The 17310-nt window shown below is 65.0% G+C and carries 19 protein-coding genes; 10 read left to right on the top strand and 9 right to left on the bottom strand.

The window, feature by feature from the left end; translation table 11 throughout:
• Nucleotides 1–32: 32 nt before the first annotated feature.
• The 9 genes from ACE191_RS11910 to ACE191_RS11870 form a co-directional block, all read right to left on the bottom strand.
• Nucleotides 33–1049: a hypothetical protein gene (locus ACE191_RS11910; protein WP_400192449.1), complete on the bottom strand. Its 1017-nt coding sequence runs from the start codon at nucleotides 1047–1049 to the stop codon at nucleotides 33–35.
• Nucleotides 1050–1222: 173 nt separating this feature from the next.
• A complete protein-coding gene (locus ACE191_RS11905; protein ID WP_400192448.1) occupies nucleotides 1223–1924 on the bottom strand; it encodes an SAM-dependent methyltransferase in 702 nt (233 codons plus the stop codon).
• Nucleotides 1925–1955: 31 nt separating this feature from the next.
• A complete protein-coding gene (locus ACE191_RS11900; RefSeq protein WP_400192447.1) occupies nucleotides 1956–2732 on the bottom strand; it encodes an alpha/beta fold hydrolase in 777 nt (258 codons plus the stop codon).
• A gap of 108 nt (nucleotides 2733–2840) precedes the next feature.
• Complete coding sequence (locus tag ACE191_RS11895) at nucleotides 2841–4715, bottom strand: ATP-binding protein (protein WP_400192446.1); 1875 nt, start codon at nucleotides 4713–4715, stop codon at nucleotides 2841–2843.
• Nucleotides 4716–4817: 102 nt separating this feature from the next.
• Nucleotides 4818–5402: a hypothetical protein gene (locus tag ACE191_RS11890; protein ID WP_400192445.1), complete on the bottom strand. Its 585-nt coding sequence runs from the start codon at nucleotides 5400–5402 to the stop codon at nucleotides 4818–4820.
• Nucleotides 5403–6470 (bottom strand): selenide, water dikinase SelD, encoded by a 1068-nt coding sequence (gene selD, locus ACE191_RS11885; protein ID WP_400192444.1) that lies wholly within the window; start codon nucleotides 6468–6470, stop codon nucleotides 5403–5405.
• 46 nt (nucleotides 6471–6516) lie between these two features.
• Entirely contained in the window at nucleotides 6517–6909 is a 393-nt protein-coding gene (locus tag ACE191_RS11880) for a VOC family protein (RefSeq protein WP_400192443.1), read from the bottom strand.
• Complete coding sequence (gene mnmH, locus ACE191_RS11875) at nucleotides 6906–7955, bottom strand: tRNA 2-selenouridine(34) synthase MnmH (protein WP_400192442.1); 1050 nt, start codon at nucleotides 7953–7955, stop codon at nucleotides 6906–6908. Before mnmH ends, ACE191_RS11880 begins: the two co-directional genes overlap by 4 nt.
• 87 nt (nucleotides 7956–8042) lie before the next feature.
• Nucleotides 8043–8756, bottom strand: a complete 714-nt coding sequence (locus ACE191_RS11870) for a pyridoxine 5'-phosphate synthase (RefSeq protein WP_400192441.1) — start codon at nucleotides 8754–8756, stop codon at nucleotides 8043–8045.
• Nucleotides 8757–8916: 160 nt separating this feature from the next.
• Between ACE191_RS11870 and ACE191_RS11865 the strand changes: the two genes are divergently transcribed.
• The 10 genes from ACE191_RS11865 to ACE191_RS11820 all read left to right on the top strand — a co-directional run bounded on the left by ACE191_RS11865 (nucleotide 8917) and on the right by ACE191_RS11820 (nucleotide 17306).
• Nucleotides 8917–9378, top strand: a complete 462-nt coding sequence (locus ACE191_RS11865) for a GatB/YqeY domain-containing protein (protein WP_400192440.1) — start codon at nucleotides 8917–8919, stop codon at nucleotides 9376–9378.
• Between the two features lie 91 nt (nucleotides 9379–9469).
• On the top strand, nucleotides 9470–9988 hold the full coding sequence (locus tag ACE191_RS11860) for a CvpA family protein (RefSeq protein ID WP_400192439.1): 519 nt from the start codon (nucleotides 9470–9472) through the stop codon (nucleotides 9986–9988).
• A gap of 80 nt (nucleotides 9989–10068) precedes the next feature.
• The gene (locus tag ACE191_RS11855) at nucleotides 10069–10713 is read left to right on the top strand and encodes an anthranilate synthase component II (RefSeq protein ID WP_400192438.1); all 645 of its coding nucleotides are present in this window, start codon (nucleotides 10069–10071) and stop codon (nucleotides 10711–10713) included.
• Complete coding sequence (locus tag ACE191_RS11850; protein ID WP_400192437.1) at nucleotides 10697–11479, top strand: alpha/beta fold hydrolase; 783 nt, start codon at nucleotides 10697–10699, stop codon at nucleotides 11477–11479. Before ACE191_RS11855 ends, ACE191_RS11850 begins: the two co-directional genes overlap by 17 nt.
• A 159-nt stretch (nucleotides 11480–11638) precedes the next feature.
• Nucleotides 11639–12319, top strand: coding sequence for a CBS domain-containing protein (locus tag ACE191_RS11845; RefSeq protein ID WP_400192436.1), 681 nt, complete (start codon nucleotides 11639–11641; stop codon nucleotides 12317–12319).
• Between the two features lie 57 nt (nucleotides 12320–12376).
• Nucleotides 12377–13762 (top strand): BamA/TamA family outer membrane protein, encoded by a 1386-nt coding sequence (locus ACE191_RS11840; protein ID WP_400192435.1) that lies wholly within the window; start codon nucleotides 12377–12379, stop codon nucleotides 13760–13762.
• A 36-nt stretch (nucleotides 13763–13798) separates the two neighbouring features.
• Nucleotides 13799–14689: an NAD kinase gene (locus ACE191_RS11835; RefSeq protein WP_400192434.1), complete on the top strand. Its 891-nt coding sequence runs from the start codon at nucleotides 13799–13801 to the stop codon at nucleotides 14687–14689.
• A gap of 125 nt (nucleotides 14690–14814) precedes the next feature.
• Nucleotides 14815–15705, top strand: a complete 891-nt coding sequence (locus ACE191_RS11830; RefSeq protein WP_400192433.1) for a DUF6089 family protein — start codon at nucleotides 14815–14817, stop codon at nucleotides 15703–15705.
• A gap of 41 nt (nucleotides 15706–15746) precedes the next feature.
• Nucleotides 15747–16490 carry a DUF6089 family protein gene (locus tag ACE191_RS11825; RefSeq protein ID WP_400192432.1) on the top strand — a complete coding sequence of 248 codons (744 nt, stop codon included), beginning with the start codon at nucleotides 15747–15749 and terminating at the stop codon, nucleotides 16488–16490.
• Nucleotides 16491–16556: 66 nt separating this feature from the next.
• Nucleotides 16557–17306, top strand: a complete 750-nt coding sequence (locus ACE191_RS11820; RefSeq protein WP_400192431.1) for an isoprenyl transferase — start codon at nucleotides 16557–16559, stop codon at nucleotides 17304–17306.
• Nucleotides 17307–17310 lie beyond the last annotated feature (4 nt).

The raw sequence follows: 17310 nt of genomic DNA, 5'->3' as shown, positions 1-17310 counted from the left end.
TGTCACGTGTCGCCTGTTACTTGTCACTTTCACTACAGGCTGATGCCCGCCGTGGCCCCGATCCACCCGACGACGCGGGTGCGGCTGCCCTCATTTTCGTAGAGCGAGTAGGGAATGTTGAGGCGGCTGCCGGGTTGCCCATCGGTGGCGCGGTCGGCAATGGACACGTTCACGCTTGGGCCCACGAACACGCTCAGGTGCGAGGCCAGCTGCCGGCTCAGGGTGGGGCGGTACTGGGCCAGCAAATCCAGGCGGTCGGAGTTGAAGTACTTGTTGGTCATGGAGTAGCAACGCAGCTCGTGGCTCAGCGCCCAACTGCGGCCCAGCGGCTGCTGCGTACCCAGGCCCAGGCCATAGCCCCAGTGGAAGCGCGAGTCAAACTGCCGGCCCACGGCCACTACCGTGTACAACCGGGGCGTGCCCAGCTTGAACGATACGGTGGTATGCAGCGCGTCGGAAGCCGCCAGCTCGAACTGGCGCAGCCCGCCCCGGCGTACCACGTTGATGAAGCCGATGGGCACGCCGCTGGTGGAGTCGCAGATGTTGATAAAGCCCAGTTGCAGGCCCTCGACGCGGCGGGCGACGTTGACAAACCCCGCTACCTGGGCCTTGGCTGTCTGGGCCACGTTGAAGAAGCCGCCGAGCTGCACCACCTGCCCGCCGCGGCTGACGTTGCCGAAGCCAGCCGCCTGCAGGCCTTGGGCCGGGCCGGCATTGGCATTGACGAAGCCCGCCAACTGAGCGCCCGCCACCGCGCCGCCGGTGCCGTTGACGAAGCCGGCCAGCTGGCAGCCCTGTACGTCGTGCTTGTTGAGGTTGAAGAAGCCGCCGGCTTCAAAGCCCTGCACACCGCCGTTGTAGCCGCCGAACAGGTTCAGCGACATGCGGTTGACCACCCGCCCCGCTTCCAGGCCGTTGGTGCTCAGCGGCGGCAGCAGGCTGAGCTGGAAAGGCCGGGTTTTAAGTTCGGGCAGTTCCGCCGGTTCGGTTTGGGCCAGCGCGGCCTGGGCAGAAAGGAAAAGGAGGGCGAGGGAAAAGCTTGCTTTCATAGTCGTAAGGGAGTGGGGTGGGTATGACAATCAGAGGAAGCCCGCCGGAGCTTCGACAGGTAGATACTCCCGGGCCGCAATACCCCCACGGCGCCGAAAAAAAAAAGCTGCTCCCGGACTGGGAGCAGCTACAGAACTTAGGCGGAAACACGTCGCAGGCGGCGTGATAAGTGCTAGGCGCCAATCAGAAACACCGCGGGTTGCTTATGAATGTCGGGCAGCTGGCCTTTCCACCCAGCGACGGTGTCGGTGCGCAGGTACTCGTTGGGAGCGGTCAGGCTGGCGGCAATGCACAGGCGCGTGCTGGGCTGCAGGTTGAAAAGCAAATCCTCCAGCAGCGGGCCGTTGCGGTAGGGCGTTTCAATGAACAGCTGGGTTTGGTGCTGCTGCAGGGCCGTGCGCTCCAGCTGCTTGATGGCGGCGGCGCGCTTGGCCCTCTCAATGGGCAGGTAGCCGTGAAAGGCGAAGCTCTGCCCGTTGAGGCCCGAGCCCATCAGCGCCAGCAATAGGCTGGAGGGGCCCACCAGCGGTACTACCTGGATGCCCAGGCGGTGCGCCTCGCGGGCCAGCAGGGCGCCCGGGTCGGCAATGCCAGGGCAGCCCGCTTCCGACAATACGCCCGCGTCCAGTCCTTCTTTCTGCATTAGCTGCAGCGCCGCCCGCACCTGCGCGTCGGAAGAGTCCTTGTCGATGACGCTGATGCGCAGCTCCTCGATAACCTGCGCGGGCGCCACCTGCTTAATGAAGCGCCGGGCGGTGCGGGCATTTTCCACTAGAAAGTAGCGCAGGGCCGCCACGCGCTCTGCTACCTGCGGCGGCAGCACCTGCGCGGCGGTGTCGTCGGCCAGCACGGTGGGAATCAGGTAGAGGGTCATGGGGTAATTATTAATTAATAATTATGAATTATTAATTACCCACGAAGGCCTGCACCAGCCCGAAAACTTCCTCGGGTTTCTCGGCGTGCACCCAGTGCCCAGCATCAACCACCGTTTCCACCTGCGAGTTGGGAAACAGGGTTGGAATGCCGTGCAGCTTGTCTTCGGGGCTGATGTAGTTGGACTTGCCGCCGCGGATGAACAGAGCCGGCTTCAGGAAGGGCTGTGCGGCGGTGACTTCGGCGCCGACGGCTGTCAGGTCTTCGGCGAGGACGGCCAGGTTGGGGCGCCAGGCAAAGGAGTTGTCTTCGCGGCGGTACAGGTTCTTGAGCAGAAATTGCCGCACGTCGGGCTGGGGAATGTGTTGGGCCAAGGCTTCGTCGGCCTGCTGGCGGCTTTGCAGCGTGGCCAGCTCCACGGCCCGCAGGCCGTCCAGGATGTTGTCTTGGTGCTCCATCGACGAGCGGCGCGGAGCAATGTCGAGTACCACCAGCTTGGCCAGGCGGTCGGGGTAGTCGAGGGCAAAGCGCATGGCCACCTTGCCGCCCATGCTGTGGCCCATCAGGGTAGTTTCGGGGCCGAGCTGCAACTGGTCGAACAAGCCCAGCACGTCCTGGGCCATCAACTCGTAGCTGTGCTCGTCGTGGTGGGGCGAGCGGCCGTGGTTGCGCAAGTCCACGGCCACGGCGCGGAAGCGCTCGGCCCAGCGCCGGGCCAGGCTTTGCCAGTTGTCGAGGGTGCCGAAGAGGCCGTGGAGAATAACCAGCGGGCGGCCCTGGCCCGATTCGCGGTAGTGAAGCGGTAGCATGGCGCAAAGGTCGACAACGTCGGGCAAACGGCGCGACCGACTCGGGTGCAGCCGGTGCCCGGGCGGTTTTGGGCGCTGGACCGGCGGAACAAAGCCGCTGGGGTTATGCTACGCCCGGGGAAGCTGCACCCGCACGTGCGTACCGTGGCCGGGGGTGCTGCGGATGTCGAGGCTGCCGCCCTGCCGCTCGGCAAAGGCGCGGCACAGCGGCAAGCCCAGGCCCGTGCCGCTGCGCGCCCCACTTACCAGGGGCCGGGCCTTGCCTGAATCGGGGCTCAGCAGCTGGGCCAGGTGCTCGGGCGCGATGCCAGGGCCGGTGTCGATGACGCTCAGCACCACGAACCGGCCGTCGGGCGTGGTTTCGGCGGTGAGCTGCACGGCCCCGCCCACGGGCGTGAACTTGAGGGCATTGGCCAGTAGGTTGCGCAGGATGGTGCGCGTCATGTTGGCGTCGGCGCGCACGGCCAGGTGCTCGGGGTCGGTGGTCGTCACGGTAATCTGGCGCGCTTCGGCGGTGGTGCGGTACAGCTCCACGGCGCTGTCGAGCAGGGGCGCCACGGGCAGCGGCTCGGGCTGAAAGGCCAGCTCCCCGGTCTGGCTCACGGCCCAGTTCAGCAGGTTGTCGAGCAGGTGGTTGAGGTTGTGGGCCGACTGCCGCACCTGCTTGGGCAGGCGCTTGAGGCCCTGCTCGTCGCCGGTGCGCAGGTAGAAGTCAATCAGCTCCGTCACGCCCACAAAGGAAGTCACCGGCCCGCGCAGGTCGTGCGCCACGATGGAGTACAGGCGGTCTTTGCTGGCCGACAGCTGGCGGGTTTGCTCGGTGGCGCGGGCTAGGGCGGCGTGGTTGGCCGCCAGCGCGTGCTGGCTGCGGCGCAGCTTGCCGTAGAACACGCCGGCGCCCACCAGGCCCAGCAGCAGGGCGCCCACCACTACCCACAGCTCGCGGTTGCGCACTTGCTGGAGCTGGCCCTGCTGGGTGAGCAGGCGAATCTGGTTTTCCTTTTCGTGGGTTTCGTAGCGCGTTTGCAGGGAGGTGAGCGTGTTCAGGCGACTGCGGCTGTTGAGCGAGTCGTTCAGCTGTTGAAAGCGCAGCTGCCAGTCGTAGGCCTGCTCGAAGTCGCGGCGGTGCACGCTGATGTTGGCCAACAGGTTGTAAGCATCCAGAATGCGCTCCTGGTAGCCGATGCGGCGGGCAATGCCCAGAGCCTGGCGGGTGTACTGCTCGGCCTCGTCGGGCTGGTCGCGCAGCAGCAGCACGGTGGCCAGCAGCTCGAGCTGACTGGTCTGGTAGCGCGGCGTGCGCAACGGCTGGCTGATGTTTAGGGCTTTGCGCAGCAGGCCCTCGGCAATGTCGTAGCGCTCCTGCAGCAGGTAGTACTTGCCGAGGTTGGCCACGTACATCGATTCCCCTGCTTTGTCGCCGCTGCGGTTGGCCAGCAGCATGGCCTGGCGGGTGTAGGCCAGGCCTTCGTTGTAGCGGCCCATGTAGGAGAGCATGGTGCCCAGGTTGCCCAGCAGCATCAATTGGGTGCGGGTACTAACCCCGGGGCGGTGCATGCGGGTGAGGGCCTGCCGGTAGTTGCGCCAGGCACTCACCGTGTCGTTGCGCTCGTGGTGAATGCTGCCGATACCGGCAAAGGCCCGCACAATGGCGTCGTGGTTTTGCTGGGCGCGGGCCAGCGTCAGGGCCTCCTGCTGCAGCTTGAGGGCCTGCGGACCGTCCGACAGGTTGGCGTAGCAGCTGCTCAGGTACAGCAGCGCGCGCAGCAAACCGGGTTGGTCGTCGGTGCTGCGGGCCAAAGTCACGGCCTGCTCGCCGTAGGTCAGGCCCCGCAGCGGCGCTACGTCGTGCAGGGCGTAGCACAGGCTGCTGAGCAGGCGCACCCGGGCCGTATCGGCGGGACGGGCGGCCAGTTGCTGGCGCAGGCGCACGGTGCCCAGCGTATCCTGAGACCAGGAAACACGGGCAACAAGCAGTAGCAAGATCAGCGGAAGCAACCGCATGAGACGGACGGATCGGGCCGGGCTACGAAACCAGGCATCCGGCAAATATACAATATTGCCGGTATCTTAGCCAGGTCCGCTTCACGCCCAGCAAAACCAGCGTCTGCGGGTCGTCAGGGCCATATGGCGCAGGAATTCTGCTACTGGTTCGAGCTCAGTGAGCAGGGAGGTGAGGGTGATGACCCGGCCATCGTGCAAATAAAGTCGCAGGTAGTTATATGGGCTCCAGAACAAGCGCGGCGAACGGCAGCGCACCCAGTCGACGCGGGCTACGTCGGCGTGGGCGAAGGGCACGGGGCGGCCGCGCTCGTATACTTCCAGCCGGTTCTGCCTGGGGTCGAACAGCACTGCGGTGTGGCGGTTGCGCAGATAGTATTGGCCGTGGAGCAGAAAAGCCGGCAGCGAAAAGCCCATCACCACGCCGCCCAGCCCCAGCAGCAGCCCACCTTCCCAGGGCGGATGCGGGTCGGTGAGGAAGCTCAGCAAAAAGGGCAGGCCCACGGCCAGGCAGGCCAGGGGCCAGGCCAGCAGATACACGCCGCGCCAGTAGCCCACCTCAAACACCACGCGCCGCCGGCCAAACAGGGCCAGCAGCCAGCGCAGGGCCAGGGTGAATAGCCCCAGCGCCACGGCCAGCTGCACCAGGGGCCATAGCAGGCGCCGCACCTAGCGCACCAGTACGTAGGGCTCGTCGGCGCCGGCGCGGGGCCGCAGGGTGCCAAACGGCTCGGCGGGTACCCCGGCCGCCTGTAGCAGCGCTTCTACCGCGGCCCGGCCCGCGGGTGCCACGCAGATCAGCAGCCCGCCCGAGGTCTGCGGGTCGCACAGCCAGTGGCGCTGCTCCTCGGTGAGCGAGGCATCGATCTTGGAGCCGTAGGAGTCCCAGTTGCGGTGGGTGCCGCCCGGAATGGCACCCTGCCGCCGGTAGGCCTCGGCGGCGGCCAGGCGCGGCACGCGGGCAAACTCGATTTCCGCCTTGAGCCCGCTGCCCTGACACACCTCGGCCAGGTGGCCCAGCAGCCCGAAACCGGTTACGTCGGTCATGGCCGTAACCTCGGCAATGCGGCCCAGGGGCTCGCCCAGCTGGTTGAGCTGCATCATTTGCTGCGGGGCCAGCTGCGCGTCTTCGGCCTGCAGCAGCCCTTTCTTCTGGGCCGTGGTGAGCATGCCCACGCCCAGGGGTTTGGTGAGGTAGAGCAGGCTGCCCGCGGTGGCCGTGTCGTTGCGCTTGAGGTGGGCAATGTCGATGAGGCCGGTCACGGCCAGGCCGAAAATGGGCTCGGGCGAGTCGATGCTGTGGCCCCCGGCCAGGGCAATGCCGGCTTCGGCGCACACGCTGCGGCCCCCCTCGATAACCCGCCGGGCCACCTCGGGCGCCAGCTTATCGATGGGCCAGCCCAGCACGGCAATGGCCAGCACCGGCCGGCCGCCCATGGCGTACACGTCGCTGATGGAGTTGGCCGCCGCGATGCGCCCGAAGTCGTAGGCGTCGTCGACGATGGGCATGAAAAAGTCGGTGGTGCTGATGAGCGCCTGCCCGGTGCCCAAGTCGTACACGGCTGCGTCGTCGCGCGAGCTGTTGCCCACCAGCAGCCGGGCGTCGGGGGCCTGGGGCACGGTGGTGTGCAGAATCTGGTCGAGCACCTTGGGCGCGATTTTGCAGCCGCAGCCCGCGCCGTGGCTGTACTGGGTCAGGCGAATGGTATCGGCAGCGGCAGTAGGGTCGGCGTTCATATAAACCAGGTTTACGAAGTTGGGTAAAGTGGCACCTGCAGCAAAGTTACCGTTCCCAGGCCGCCCGCTGCAGCACGATGCCGTAGCCGTCGGGGTCCTGAAAAGTTAGGCCTTGCTGGTCCCAATAAGGATTGTGCGCCGCGGTCGGAGCAAAGCCTGCCGCCCGCAGACGTTGCACGGTGGCTTGCCAGGCGGCTTCGGCGGGCAGGTAGAATACGAGAAGGTGCTCGGGCGAAGGTGCTCCACCAGCTGGTTTCCCCGGCTCGTGGGTAAACTCCAGGTGGTAGGGTGCCTGCGGGTGGCCCAGTACCAGGCCATCGAAGCCGGCGTGGTTTTCAAACTGGCCGATGAGCTGGAAGCCCAACCCGTCGCGGTAAAAGGGCAGGAGCGCGGTCAGGTTGTTGGAAGGACGCGCCACGCGCAAGACGGGAAACTTCACGGCGCTGGAGCTGGGAAAAAATCCGGTTCAGGCCATTGTTGCACGGCCGCCAGCACCCGCTCAGCGTTGACCTCAGGGTCGCAGGTGTCGGTGGGCACGCGCAGTACCCGGGGGCGGCCTTCGAGGCCGTGGCGGTAGGTGCGGTCGTAGTAGTCGAGCACCAGCGACACCATTTTCTCCATGTCGCCCTCGCCGATGGCGGCCATGGCCTCCCTGGTAGCCAGCCCCCCCAGGCGCTTGCGGATGCGCAGCACCGAGGCGGCCAGCGTGGCCGGGTCGTGGCGGCCGTACTCGGCGGCCAGCTTCTGCACCCGCTGCTCGCGCGGCACTTCCAGCACCACCAGCGGGGCCTGGCGCAGCTGCTCAAACAGCGGCCCCGGCACGGCTACGGTACCGATGGTGCGGCTTTCGTCTTCCACCCACAGGCGCGGGGCCGCGGCTTGTTGGCTTAGCTGCCAAGCCAGCTCGTTTTCAAACTGCTCGGTGCTGGGCTGGGGCGGCAGCCCGATGGCGCCGAAGGCCGAGCCCTTGTGGCTGGCCAGTCCTTCGAGGTCGAGTACGGGCTGCTGGCGGCGGGCCAGGGCGTGCAGCACGTCGGTTTTGCCCGAGCCGGTGAGGCCGCCCAGCACCAGCAGGGGCCAGGGCCGCTCAAACTGCGCCAGCGCCCAGCGGCGGTAGTCCTTGTAGCCTTTATCGAGCAGGTGAACCCTGAAGCCGGCCAGCTCCAGCAGCCACTGCATGGCCCCCGAGCGCATTCCCCCGCGCCAGCAGTGCAGGCGCACCTCGCGGTGGGGCGCCAGCTGCTGGGCCAGTTTTACCAGTTGGCTCATCCGGGGTCCGAAGAAGTCGAGGCCCAGCAGCACGGCCTGGTCGGGGTTCACCTGTTTGTAGGTAGTGCCGATGCGGGCCCGCTCCTCGTCGGAGAAGATGGGAAAGCTCACGGCCCCGGGAATGTGGCCCTGGGCATATTCCAGCGGCGCCCGCGCATCAAAAATGGGCGCGTCGGGCGGGCCGGTCAGGAAGTCGTCGAGGGAAAGGCGGGGCACGGAACAGTGAATGGGTGAATGAGCGAATGAGTGAAGTAGCGCAGAGGGAAAGAAGTGAATGAACGACCAATTCACTCATTCACCCATTCACTGCAATTGGCGGAGGTACTGCTGAATAGTGTTTTCCAGGCCCAGGTACAGCGCGTCGCAGATCAGGGCGTGGCCGATGCTGACTTCTTCCAGTCCGGGCAGCTGCTGGCGCAGGTAGGCGAGGTTGTCGAGGTCGAGGTCGTGGCCGGCGTTCAGGCCCAGGCCGAGCTGCCGGGCCAGCTCGGCGGCGGCGCGGTAAGGGGCCACGGCGGCTTCGCGGTCGGCCTGGTAGCCGCTGGCGTAAGCCTCGGTATACAGCTCGATGCGGTCGGCGCCGGTGGTGGCGGCGGCCCGCACCAGGGCCTCCACCGGGTCGAGGAAGATGCTCACGCGGCAGCCCATCTGCTTGAACTCCTGCACGAGGCCGCGCAGGTAATCCTGGTGGCGAATGGTGTCCCAGCCGGCGTTGGAGGTAATGGCGTCGGGCGCGTCGGGCACCAGCGTCACCTGCTCGGGGCGCACCGCGCGCACCAGGTCCAGGAAGTCAGGCGTGGGGTTGCCCTCCACGTTCAGCTCGGTGGTGACGATGCCTTTCAGGTCGCGCACGTCCTGGTAGCGGATGTGCCGCTCGTCGGGGCGCGGGTGCACCGTAATGCCCTGGGCACCGAACCGCTCACAGTCGCGGGCCGCCTGCAGCACGTCGGGGCGGTTGTGGCCGCGGGCATTCCGCAGCGTGGCAATTTTGTTGATGTTTACGCTTAGCTTCGTCATAAATCCCGGAATTAGCGGATTTTTGCCGTTTACGCAGCCGGCGTCCCAAATATCGGGTGCCGGCGGCGGTGGTAAGGCAGGCACCGGGAAATAGTGAGTTGCCGGGGAGCTTGCTGCCGGCTCGCCTTCCCACCCGTTCATTTTTCATCACCTCCCGCTTATGACCCTGAAAGAACGCATCGACGCCGATATTAAGCAGGCCATGCTGGCCAAGGACAAAGTGCGCCTGACGGCCCTGCGCAGCATCAAGTCGCAGATCCTGCTGGCCGAAACGGCCGAAGGCGCCCACGGCAGCATCACGCCCGACACCGAGCAGAAGCTGCTCAACAAGGCCGCCAAGCAGCGCCGCGAAGCCGCCGAAACCTACCAGAAGCAGTTCCGCTCCGACCTGGAGGAAATCGAGCTGGCCGAGCTGGCCATCATCGAGGAGTACCTGCCCGCTCAGCTCTCGGAAGCTGACCTCACCGAGAAGCTGGTCGAAATCATCCAGCGCGTAGGCGCTACCGGTCCTTCGGATTTGGGCAAGGTGATGGGCGTAGCCGCCCGCGAGCTGAGCGGCCAGGCCGACGGCAAAGCCATTTCCCAGGAAGTAGGCCGCCTGCTCAATAACACGAATTTTTAAGTAGGTATCAGGGCTTAGAGAGTTAAGTCTTAGTTTTTTCGCCTAGCCGAGTCCTAAGCCCTAATACCTAACCCGCTAAGCCCTAATCCCAATGTCTGGTTTCGACCTGCTGTTGCTGATGCCCCTGGCCGTGGGCGCCGTCAAGGGCTTCCGCCGCGGCATCGTGATGGAAGTAGTGTCGCTGGTGGCCTTCGTGCTGGGCCTCATCGGCGGGCTGAAGCTGCTGAGTACCGCCGTGCCGCTAGTGCGCCACTACGTGGGAGAGGCCTTCGGGATGCTGCCGCTGGTGTCGTTCGTGCTGGTATTTGCCCTGCTCACCTGGGGCGTGCACCTGGTGGGCGGCATGCTGCGCAGCGCCATTCACCTCACGCCCCTGGGCATGCTCGACCACATCGTGGGCGGCGCCGTGGGGGTGGTGAAGTGGGTGCTGGGGCTGAGCCTGGTGCTCTACGCCACCGGGCTGGCTGGTTTGCCGTTGGGTCAGCAGCTCACTCACGATTCGCTGCTGCTGCCCGTGGTGCAGCAGGCCACGCCCGTGGCCCTGCAGATCGTGGGCGTGGTGCTGCCCTTTGCCACCGAGCTGCTCAGCGCCCTGCGGAACGTTTTCTAATGATTTATTGACTGAATGAGTGACTGACTGAATACCCTGAGCACAGTCATTCGCCCATTCAATCATTCAGTCATTGCCCCATGCGCCTGCTGCTGCTCGACAACTTCGACTCCTTCACCTTCAACCTGCTCGACTACTTCCGGCAGCTGGGGGTGGAGGTGCTGGTGCGCCGCAACGACGAGCCTCTGGCCGCGCTGCTGGCCCTGCCCTTCGATGCGGTGGTGCTGTCGCCCGGGCCGGGCACGCCGGGCCGGGCCGGCGTGATGATGGCGCTGCTGGCGGCCGTGCACGAACGGGTGCCGGTGCTGGGCGTGTGCCTGGGCCACCAGGCGCTGGGCGAGTTTTTCGGGGCCGAGCTGGTGCGCGGGGCCCGGCCCATGCACGGCAAGGTGTCCGACATCGACCTGCTCAACCCGCAGGAGGCGCTGTTTGCGGGGCTGCCGCCGCGGCTGGCCGTAACGCGCTACCACTCCCTGGTGCTGCGCGGACTGCCACCCACGCTGCTGCCCCTGGCCCGTACCGCCGACCCCGTAGCCGAGCTGATGGCCCTGCGTCACCACCGCCTGCCGCTGTTTGGCGTACAGTTTCACCCCGAGGCTTTGCTGACCCCGCACGGCCTCGCGCTGCTGCGCAATTGGGTGCAGATTGCGTATCATTGCACGAATCAGGGGGGCTCAACGGCGCCCCGGTACGGGCTTATTGTTGACGATGGAATTGCAGATTAAGCAGCAAGGCGGGTTTCAGTACGTAGACGAAGGCAGCGGCGAAGTGCTGCTCCTACTGCACGGCCTGTTCGGCGCCCTCAGCAACTGGCAGGGCGTCACCGACGACTTCGCGCGCGACTACCGCGTAATCATTCCGCTGCTGCCGCTCTACGACATGCCCCTGACCCGGGCCGGTATTTCGGGCCTGGTCGACTACGTGCAGGACTTTGTGCGGGCCATTGGGCTGCGCCAGCCCGTAACGGTACTGGGCAACTCCCTGGGCGGACATCTGGCCCTGGTGTATACCCTGCGCAACCCCGCCCAAGTGCAGCGGCTGGTGCTCACCGGCAGCAGCGGCCTGTTTGAGGACAGCATGGGCGGCTCGTTTCCGCGCCGCGGCGACTACGCCTACGTGCAGGAGCGCGTGGCCTACACCTTCTACGACCCTAAAGTAGCCACCAAGGAGCTGGTCGACGAGGTGTTTGGCATCACCAACTCCAATGCCAAGTGCCTGCGCATCATTACCATTGCGCGCTCGGCCCAGCGCCACAACCTGGCCAAGGACCTGCACCGCATCAAGGTGCCGGCCTTGCTGATCTGGGGACTGAACGACACCATTACTCCGCCGCTGGTGGCCCACGAGTTTCAGCGGCTGCTGCCTCGGGCGCAGCTGCACTTCCTCGACCACTGCGGCCATGCGCCCATGATGGAGCGGCCCCAGGCCTTCAACCACCTGCTGCGCGCCTTCCTGGTTGAGCCGGCCTTGCAACCTGTGGCCGGCGTATAAGTCTCTGCCCGGTACATTGCCGTTGGGCCAGGTAGCAAAAGTCCGCCGCGCCTCGTAGCTTCGGACAGCCACCGGCTGCCGACCCGGTATTCAACGGGCCGCTGCCCGGCTGGCTGCCTAGCCCCCGGTTGCTCTTTCCACCGCTTTTCCCGAGCCGCCATGCACTCGATGCTCGCCGAAGACTTGCTTAACCAAATGATTCCGCCGCTGAAGGTTTCCGATTCGGCGGGCAAGGCCGCGCGCTGGCTGGAAGAATTCCACGTCGACCAGCTGCCGGTGGTGCAGAACCGCCAGTACCGCGGCATGATTACCGAAGCCGACCTGATTGACGTGGCCGCCGACCCCGAGCAGCTGCTCTCGACCGTGCCCTTCGGCTTCGCCAACGTGCACGTGCAGCGCGACCAGCACTTCTACACCGTGATGGAAATGGCCATCCGCAACAAGGTGCAGCTGGTGCCCGTGCTCGGCGAGGAAAAGGAATACATCGGCGTGGTGACCGTGGGCGACACCCTGGCCGCTTTCGGCCAGCTGCCCGGCGCGGCCGGCGACAACGGCATTCTGGTGCTGTCGATGGAGGAGCGCGACTACTCCCTGAGCCAGATCAGCCGCTACGTGGAGGAAAACAACGCCAAGATTCTCAGTGCCCACGTAGCCCAGGACGAGCTGGACCCCCAGCGCATCCGGCTGACGCTGAAGCTCAACACCGGCAGCATGGGCCGCATCGTGGCTACCCTGGAGCGCTTCGGTTACCTGATTACGGCTCAATTCAGCGGCGGCGGCGAAATCACCGAGTCGGACCAGGAGCGCCTCGATGCGCTGCTGCGCTACCTGAGCTTCTAGCGGGTGCTGGCCATTGCCCTTGCGGCCCTGCCGGGCTGGCTGTCACCGGGGCCACCCGTGCCCCTGCCGCCCGACACGGTGCGCACCGTGGCCGTCGACAGTTTGCTGCGCAGCCAGTGCCCCGGCTACGCCCGGGTGCGGGTGGGGCAGGTGCTGTTCGTGGGCAACGAAGTAACCAAGGAGCGCATTCTGCGGGCCGAGCTGGACCTGCGCGAGGGCGACACCCTGGACGTGGCTTCCCTGGCCCGCCGCCTCGAAGCCAACCGCCAGCGCCTGTTTAACCTGCGCCTGTTTACCCACGTGCTAACCCAGGTTTCGTGCCGCGACGGTGAGGTTATCGTGCTCTTTGCCCTGCAGGAACGCTGGTACACGTTTCCGGTGCCCATTCTCTCGTATGCCGACCGCAACCTGCGGGCGTGGTGGGAACGGCCCGACCGCTGGCGCCGCCTCGACTACGGCCTGCACGTGGTGCGCTACAACTTCCGCGGCCGCAACGAGGAGCTGCGCGGCAACCTGCAGCTGGGCTTCAACCGCAAGTACGAGCTGTTCTACGTAACGCCCCAGCTGGGTCGGCACCGGCTCGGGCTGTCGGCCGGGGCCTCGTACTACCGCAGCCACACCCTCGACTACGCCACCCAGCGCGACGTGCTGCTGCCCTTCCGCGACGAACGGGGCTTTCCTATTGAGCGCTGGTACGTGACCGGGGGGCTGCGCTGGCGGCGCACGGTGCAGCGGCTCACCACGGCCGAGGCCTACTACATTAACGAGCAAATCAGCGACTCCATCCGGCAGCGTAACCCGGTGTACTGGCTCGGGGGCCCGCACCGCCGCTCCGTCGATCTGGTGCTCACGCGCACCATCAACCAGCGCAACACCTTTGCCTACCCGCTCACGGGACAGTACCTGCAGTTGGTATTCACCCAGCGCGTGTTTCTGAGTGGTGGCTCGCCGCCCATCAGTACCGTACTGGGCCGCTACGCCCGCTACGTCGATCTGGGCCGCAACTTCTACTACAGCGCCGGGGCCGAAGCCCGCCTGCGCTTTGCCCGCCGCCTGGCCTACGCCGACAGCCACGGCATGGGCTTCAACCAGGCGGTGGTGCGCGGCTACGACGAGTTCGTGGTGGACGGGCGGCACTACGGACTGCTGCGGCAGGGCCTGAGCTACCGCGCCTTCGACCTGGGCCGGCTGCGGCTGCCTTTGTTCGGCGACCCGCGCATCAATACCATTCCGCTCCAGCTGTATTTGAATACCTTTACCGACCTCGGCTACGTGGCCGAGCGCACCGTGCCCGCCCGCAACCGCCTGCCCAACCAGCTGCTGGCTAGCGCGGGCGTGGGACTGCACCTGGTGACGTACTACGACCGCGTGTTTACTTTGGAGTACACCCGCACCCGGCACGGCTTCGGCGGCCTGTTCTTCCGCACCGAGTTTCCCATCTGACCTTCGCGGCCTTTCCGGTCCTCGCCCTGACTCCCTATGCGAATTGCCATTCTGGGTAAGCCCTTCGAGCCGGCGGCCGCTCCCTTTCTGCAGGCTCTCTTCGACGATCTGGCGGCCCGCGGCGCGCAAATCAGCGTGGCCGAACCGTTCCGGCAACACCTGCAGGAGCTGCAATTGCCCGCCAACCTGACCACCTTTCAGCGCGGCGACTCGCTCGCGGGAACCCAGTTCGTGCTCAGCATCGGCGGCGACGGCACCCTGCTCGACACGGTAACCTACGTGGGCAAGCAGCAGATTCCTATCCTGGGCATCAACACCGGCCGGCTGGGCTTCCTAGCCACCGTTACGCTCGACCGCCTTGCCCAATCCATCGATACCCTGTTCAAAGGCCATTTCACCTTGGACCGCCGCAGCTTGGTGCGGGTGGATACCGACCCCGACGTATTCGGCACGCTTAACTTTGGACTGAACGAGTTTTCGATCCTGAAGCGCGACACCTCGTCCATGATCGTGGTGCACACCTACATCGACGGCGAGTATTTAAACTCGTACTGGGCCGACGGGCTAATCGTTTCGACTCCAACGGGTTCGACCGGCTACTCGCTGAGCTGCGGTGGTCCCGTGATGTTGCCACAAACCAACAATTTTACCATTACGCCCGTATGTCCGCACAATCTCAACGTCCGCCCCTTGATTGTGCCCGACCACAGCGTCATCTCATTTGAAATCGAAGGCCGCAGCAACAATTGCCTACTTTCCCTCGATTCGCGCTCGATGCCGGTGGAAAACAGCGTGCAGATTGCGGTGCGACGTGAAACTTTCGACGCGCATCTGGTAAAGCTTAATCACGTCAATTTCCTCAGCACGCTGCGCAGCAAGCTGAATTGGGGCCTCGACCGGCGTAACCCCATTGCATTCAGCGCCTGAAGCATCGGATTTTTTCTATGAATAGTTTTTATAATTCAGCCAAGACACTACTTTTGTTCCAACTGCAACCGTGTACTTACGGTTCTTCAGCCCTCCTCCTTCGATATTTTAATTCTGCCCCCCATATGAAGAAACTCTTGACTCTCACCCTGACGCTGGTTCTGGCGCTGGTGCTGGTAGCCAACCAGGCGAGTGCGCAGCAGTTCAGTAAGCGGAAACAGTACAACTCTGTGGGCGCCAGTCTGAACGCAATGAACTACTTCGGCGACATCACGCCGAAGCCCAGCATTGCTAGCTTCCGTTTTGCCGCAACTCGCCCTAACCTGGGCTTCACCTTCACCCACCGCTTTGCCCCGCGCATCTCGGGTCGGGTGGGTCTGTCCTACGGCCGCATTACCGGCGACGACGCCAAAGCGGCCGACGACACCGATCCGGACGCTAAGTACCGCTACACCCGCAACATGAACTTCCGCAACGACATTCTGGAAGTTTCGGCCGTGGGTATTTTCGACCTGATCGAAAACCGCAACAACTACCTGAAGCGTCCCGACTTCGTGCCGTACGTATTCGGTGGCGTGGCTTTCTACCGCCACAACCCCAAAGCGGCCGATGCCAATGGCAACTACGTGCGCCTACAACCCCTGGGCACCGAAGGCCAGCGTGCTACCGGCGATACCTACAGCCTGAACGGTATTTCGCTGCCCTTCGGCGGCGGTGTGCGCTACAAGCTGAACAAGAGCTTCGACCTGGGCCTGGAAATCGGCTGGCGCAAAACCTTTAGTGATTACCTTGACGACGTAAGCGGCAACTACGTACAAAGCCGCGACGTGCTGCCCGACGGCCCCGCCCGCTACTTCGGCTGGGACATCACCAATGCCCGCCCCGACACCTACGGCGAGTTCAACCAAGGTGGCGGCCAGCGCGGCAAGAGCAATGAAGATGACTGGTACATCGTTACGGGTGTAACCGTAAACTACATTCTCGCTCCGCGCATCAAGAGCCCGAAATTCCGTTAATCAGTCGTTGGCCGTCTGCCAACGCAGCAGACCAACCCCTGATGACCAACTTGATTTCACATAAAGCACTCCTGGCTTGCCTCGCGCAAGCCGGGAGTGTTTTTTTTGCCGGCTCGGTACTGGGCCAGAACACCAGCGAGCTGGGCGTGGGCCTAGGCGGCCTAGCTTACAAGGGCGAACTGTCGCCCGAATACCGGCTGGCCAACAACCGTCCCGCCGTATTTGCCTTCTACCGCAAGGACATTTCGGCCCCCATTACCCTGCGCGGGGGGCTGGCCTACGGCATGCTGCGCGCCAGCGACGCCAACGTGACCGGGGAAAGCGGCAACACCCTGCCGCTGCCGGCCTACCGCCAGGCCAGCCTGAAGGGCACCGTGCTGGAGCTGAGCGGGCTGGTGGAGTACAACTTCTTTGACTACCACAACCGCCGCGACAAGGTGCACTTCACGCCCTACGTGTTCGTGGGCGTGGCACCGTTTCTGTCTTCGGTTACTACCCAGGGGCCGCTGCCGGGCTTCAACGAGAGCAATTCGGCCGTAGGCTTTGCCATTCCGGCCGGCATCGGCATGAAGCTGGCTTTGTCGCGGCGCTGGAACCTAGGCCTGGAGGCCGGGGCCCGCAAGGCCTTTACCGACCTGCTCGACAACGTGAGCCTGCAAAGCCCGGTGGTGGCCAACAGCCACGACCAAGACTGGTACTACCTGGCCGGCCTGAGCCTGTCCTATACCTTCTACAAGATTCCCTGCCCCGATACTTACAAGGAGAATCCCAAGCTTTTGCGGTAGCGTGCGCAGGCCCAGGGGTGTGCAACCATTTGCGTAACTTGCGGCCTCTTTACCCAAACGCTTCGCATGTCCTCGGTTCCCGCTGCTATTGATCCATCCCGTCTGCCTGCTCACGTCGCCGTTATCATGGACGGCAACGGCCGCTGGGCCAAGCAACGCGGCGGCTTGCGCATCTTCGGGCACCAGAGCGCCATTACGGCGGTGCGCGAGACGGTAGAGGCCGCTGCCGAGCTGGGCGTGGCCTACCTCACGCTCTATGCCTTCTCGACTGAGAACTGGGGCCGGCCCAAGCACGAGGTAATGGCCCTGATGCAGCTGCTGGTGCACACCATCCGACAGGAAACGCCCACGCTGCTCAAGAACGGCGTGCGCCTGCAGGCCATTGGCGAAACCACGCAGCTGCCGGAGGCCTGCCAGCGCGAGCTGGCCGAGGCCATGGAACTGACTGCCGGCGGCAGCCGCATGACGCTGGTGCTGGCATTGAGCTACAGCGGCCGCTGGGATTTGGCCCAGGCCGCCCGGCAGCTGGCCCGCGAAGTGGCCGAGGGCAAGCGCCGCCCCGACGACGTGACCGAAGAAGCCCTGGCCGGCTGCCTGGCTACGGCCGGCATGCCCGACCCCGAGTTGCTGATCCGTACCAGCGGCGAGCAGCGCATCAGCAACTTCTTGCTGTGGCAGCTGGCCTACACCGAGCTATACATCACCGATTTGCTGTGGCCGGACTTTCGGCGCGAGCATTTCCTGGAAGCCATCCAGGCCTACCAGCGCCGCGAGCGGCGCTTCGGCAAAACCAGTGAGCAACTGACCGTTTCGTAAGTTT

It is taken from the genome of Hymenobacter sp. B81 (assembly GCF_044628455.1).
Taxonomy (GTDB): domain Bacteria; phylum Bacteroidota; class Bacteroidia; order Cytophagales; family Hymenobacteraceae; genus Solirubrum.
The sequence above is the reverse complement of the archived record's forward strand: the minus strand, read 5'-3'. Positions and strand labels throughout refer to the sequence as shown.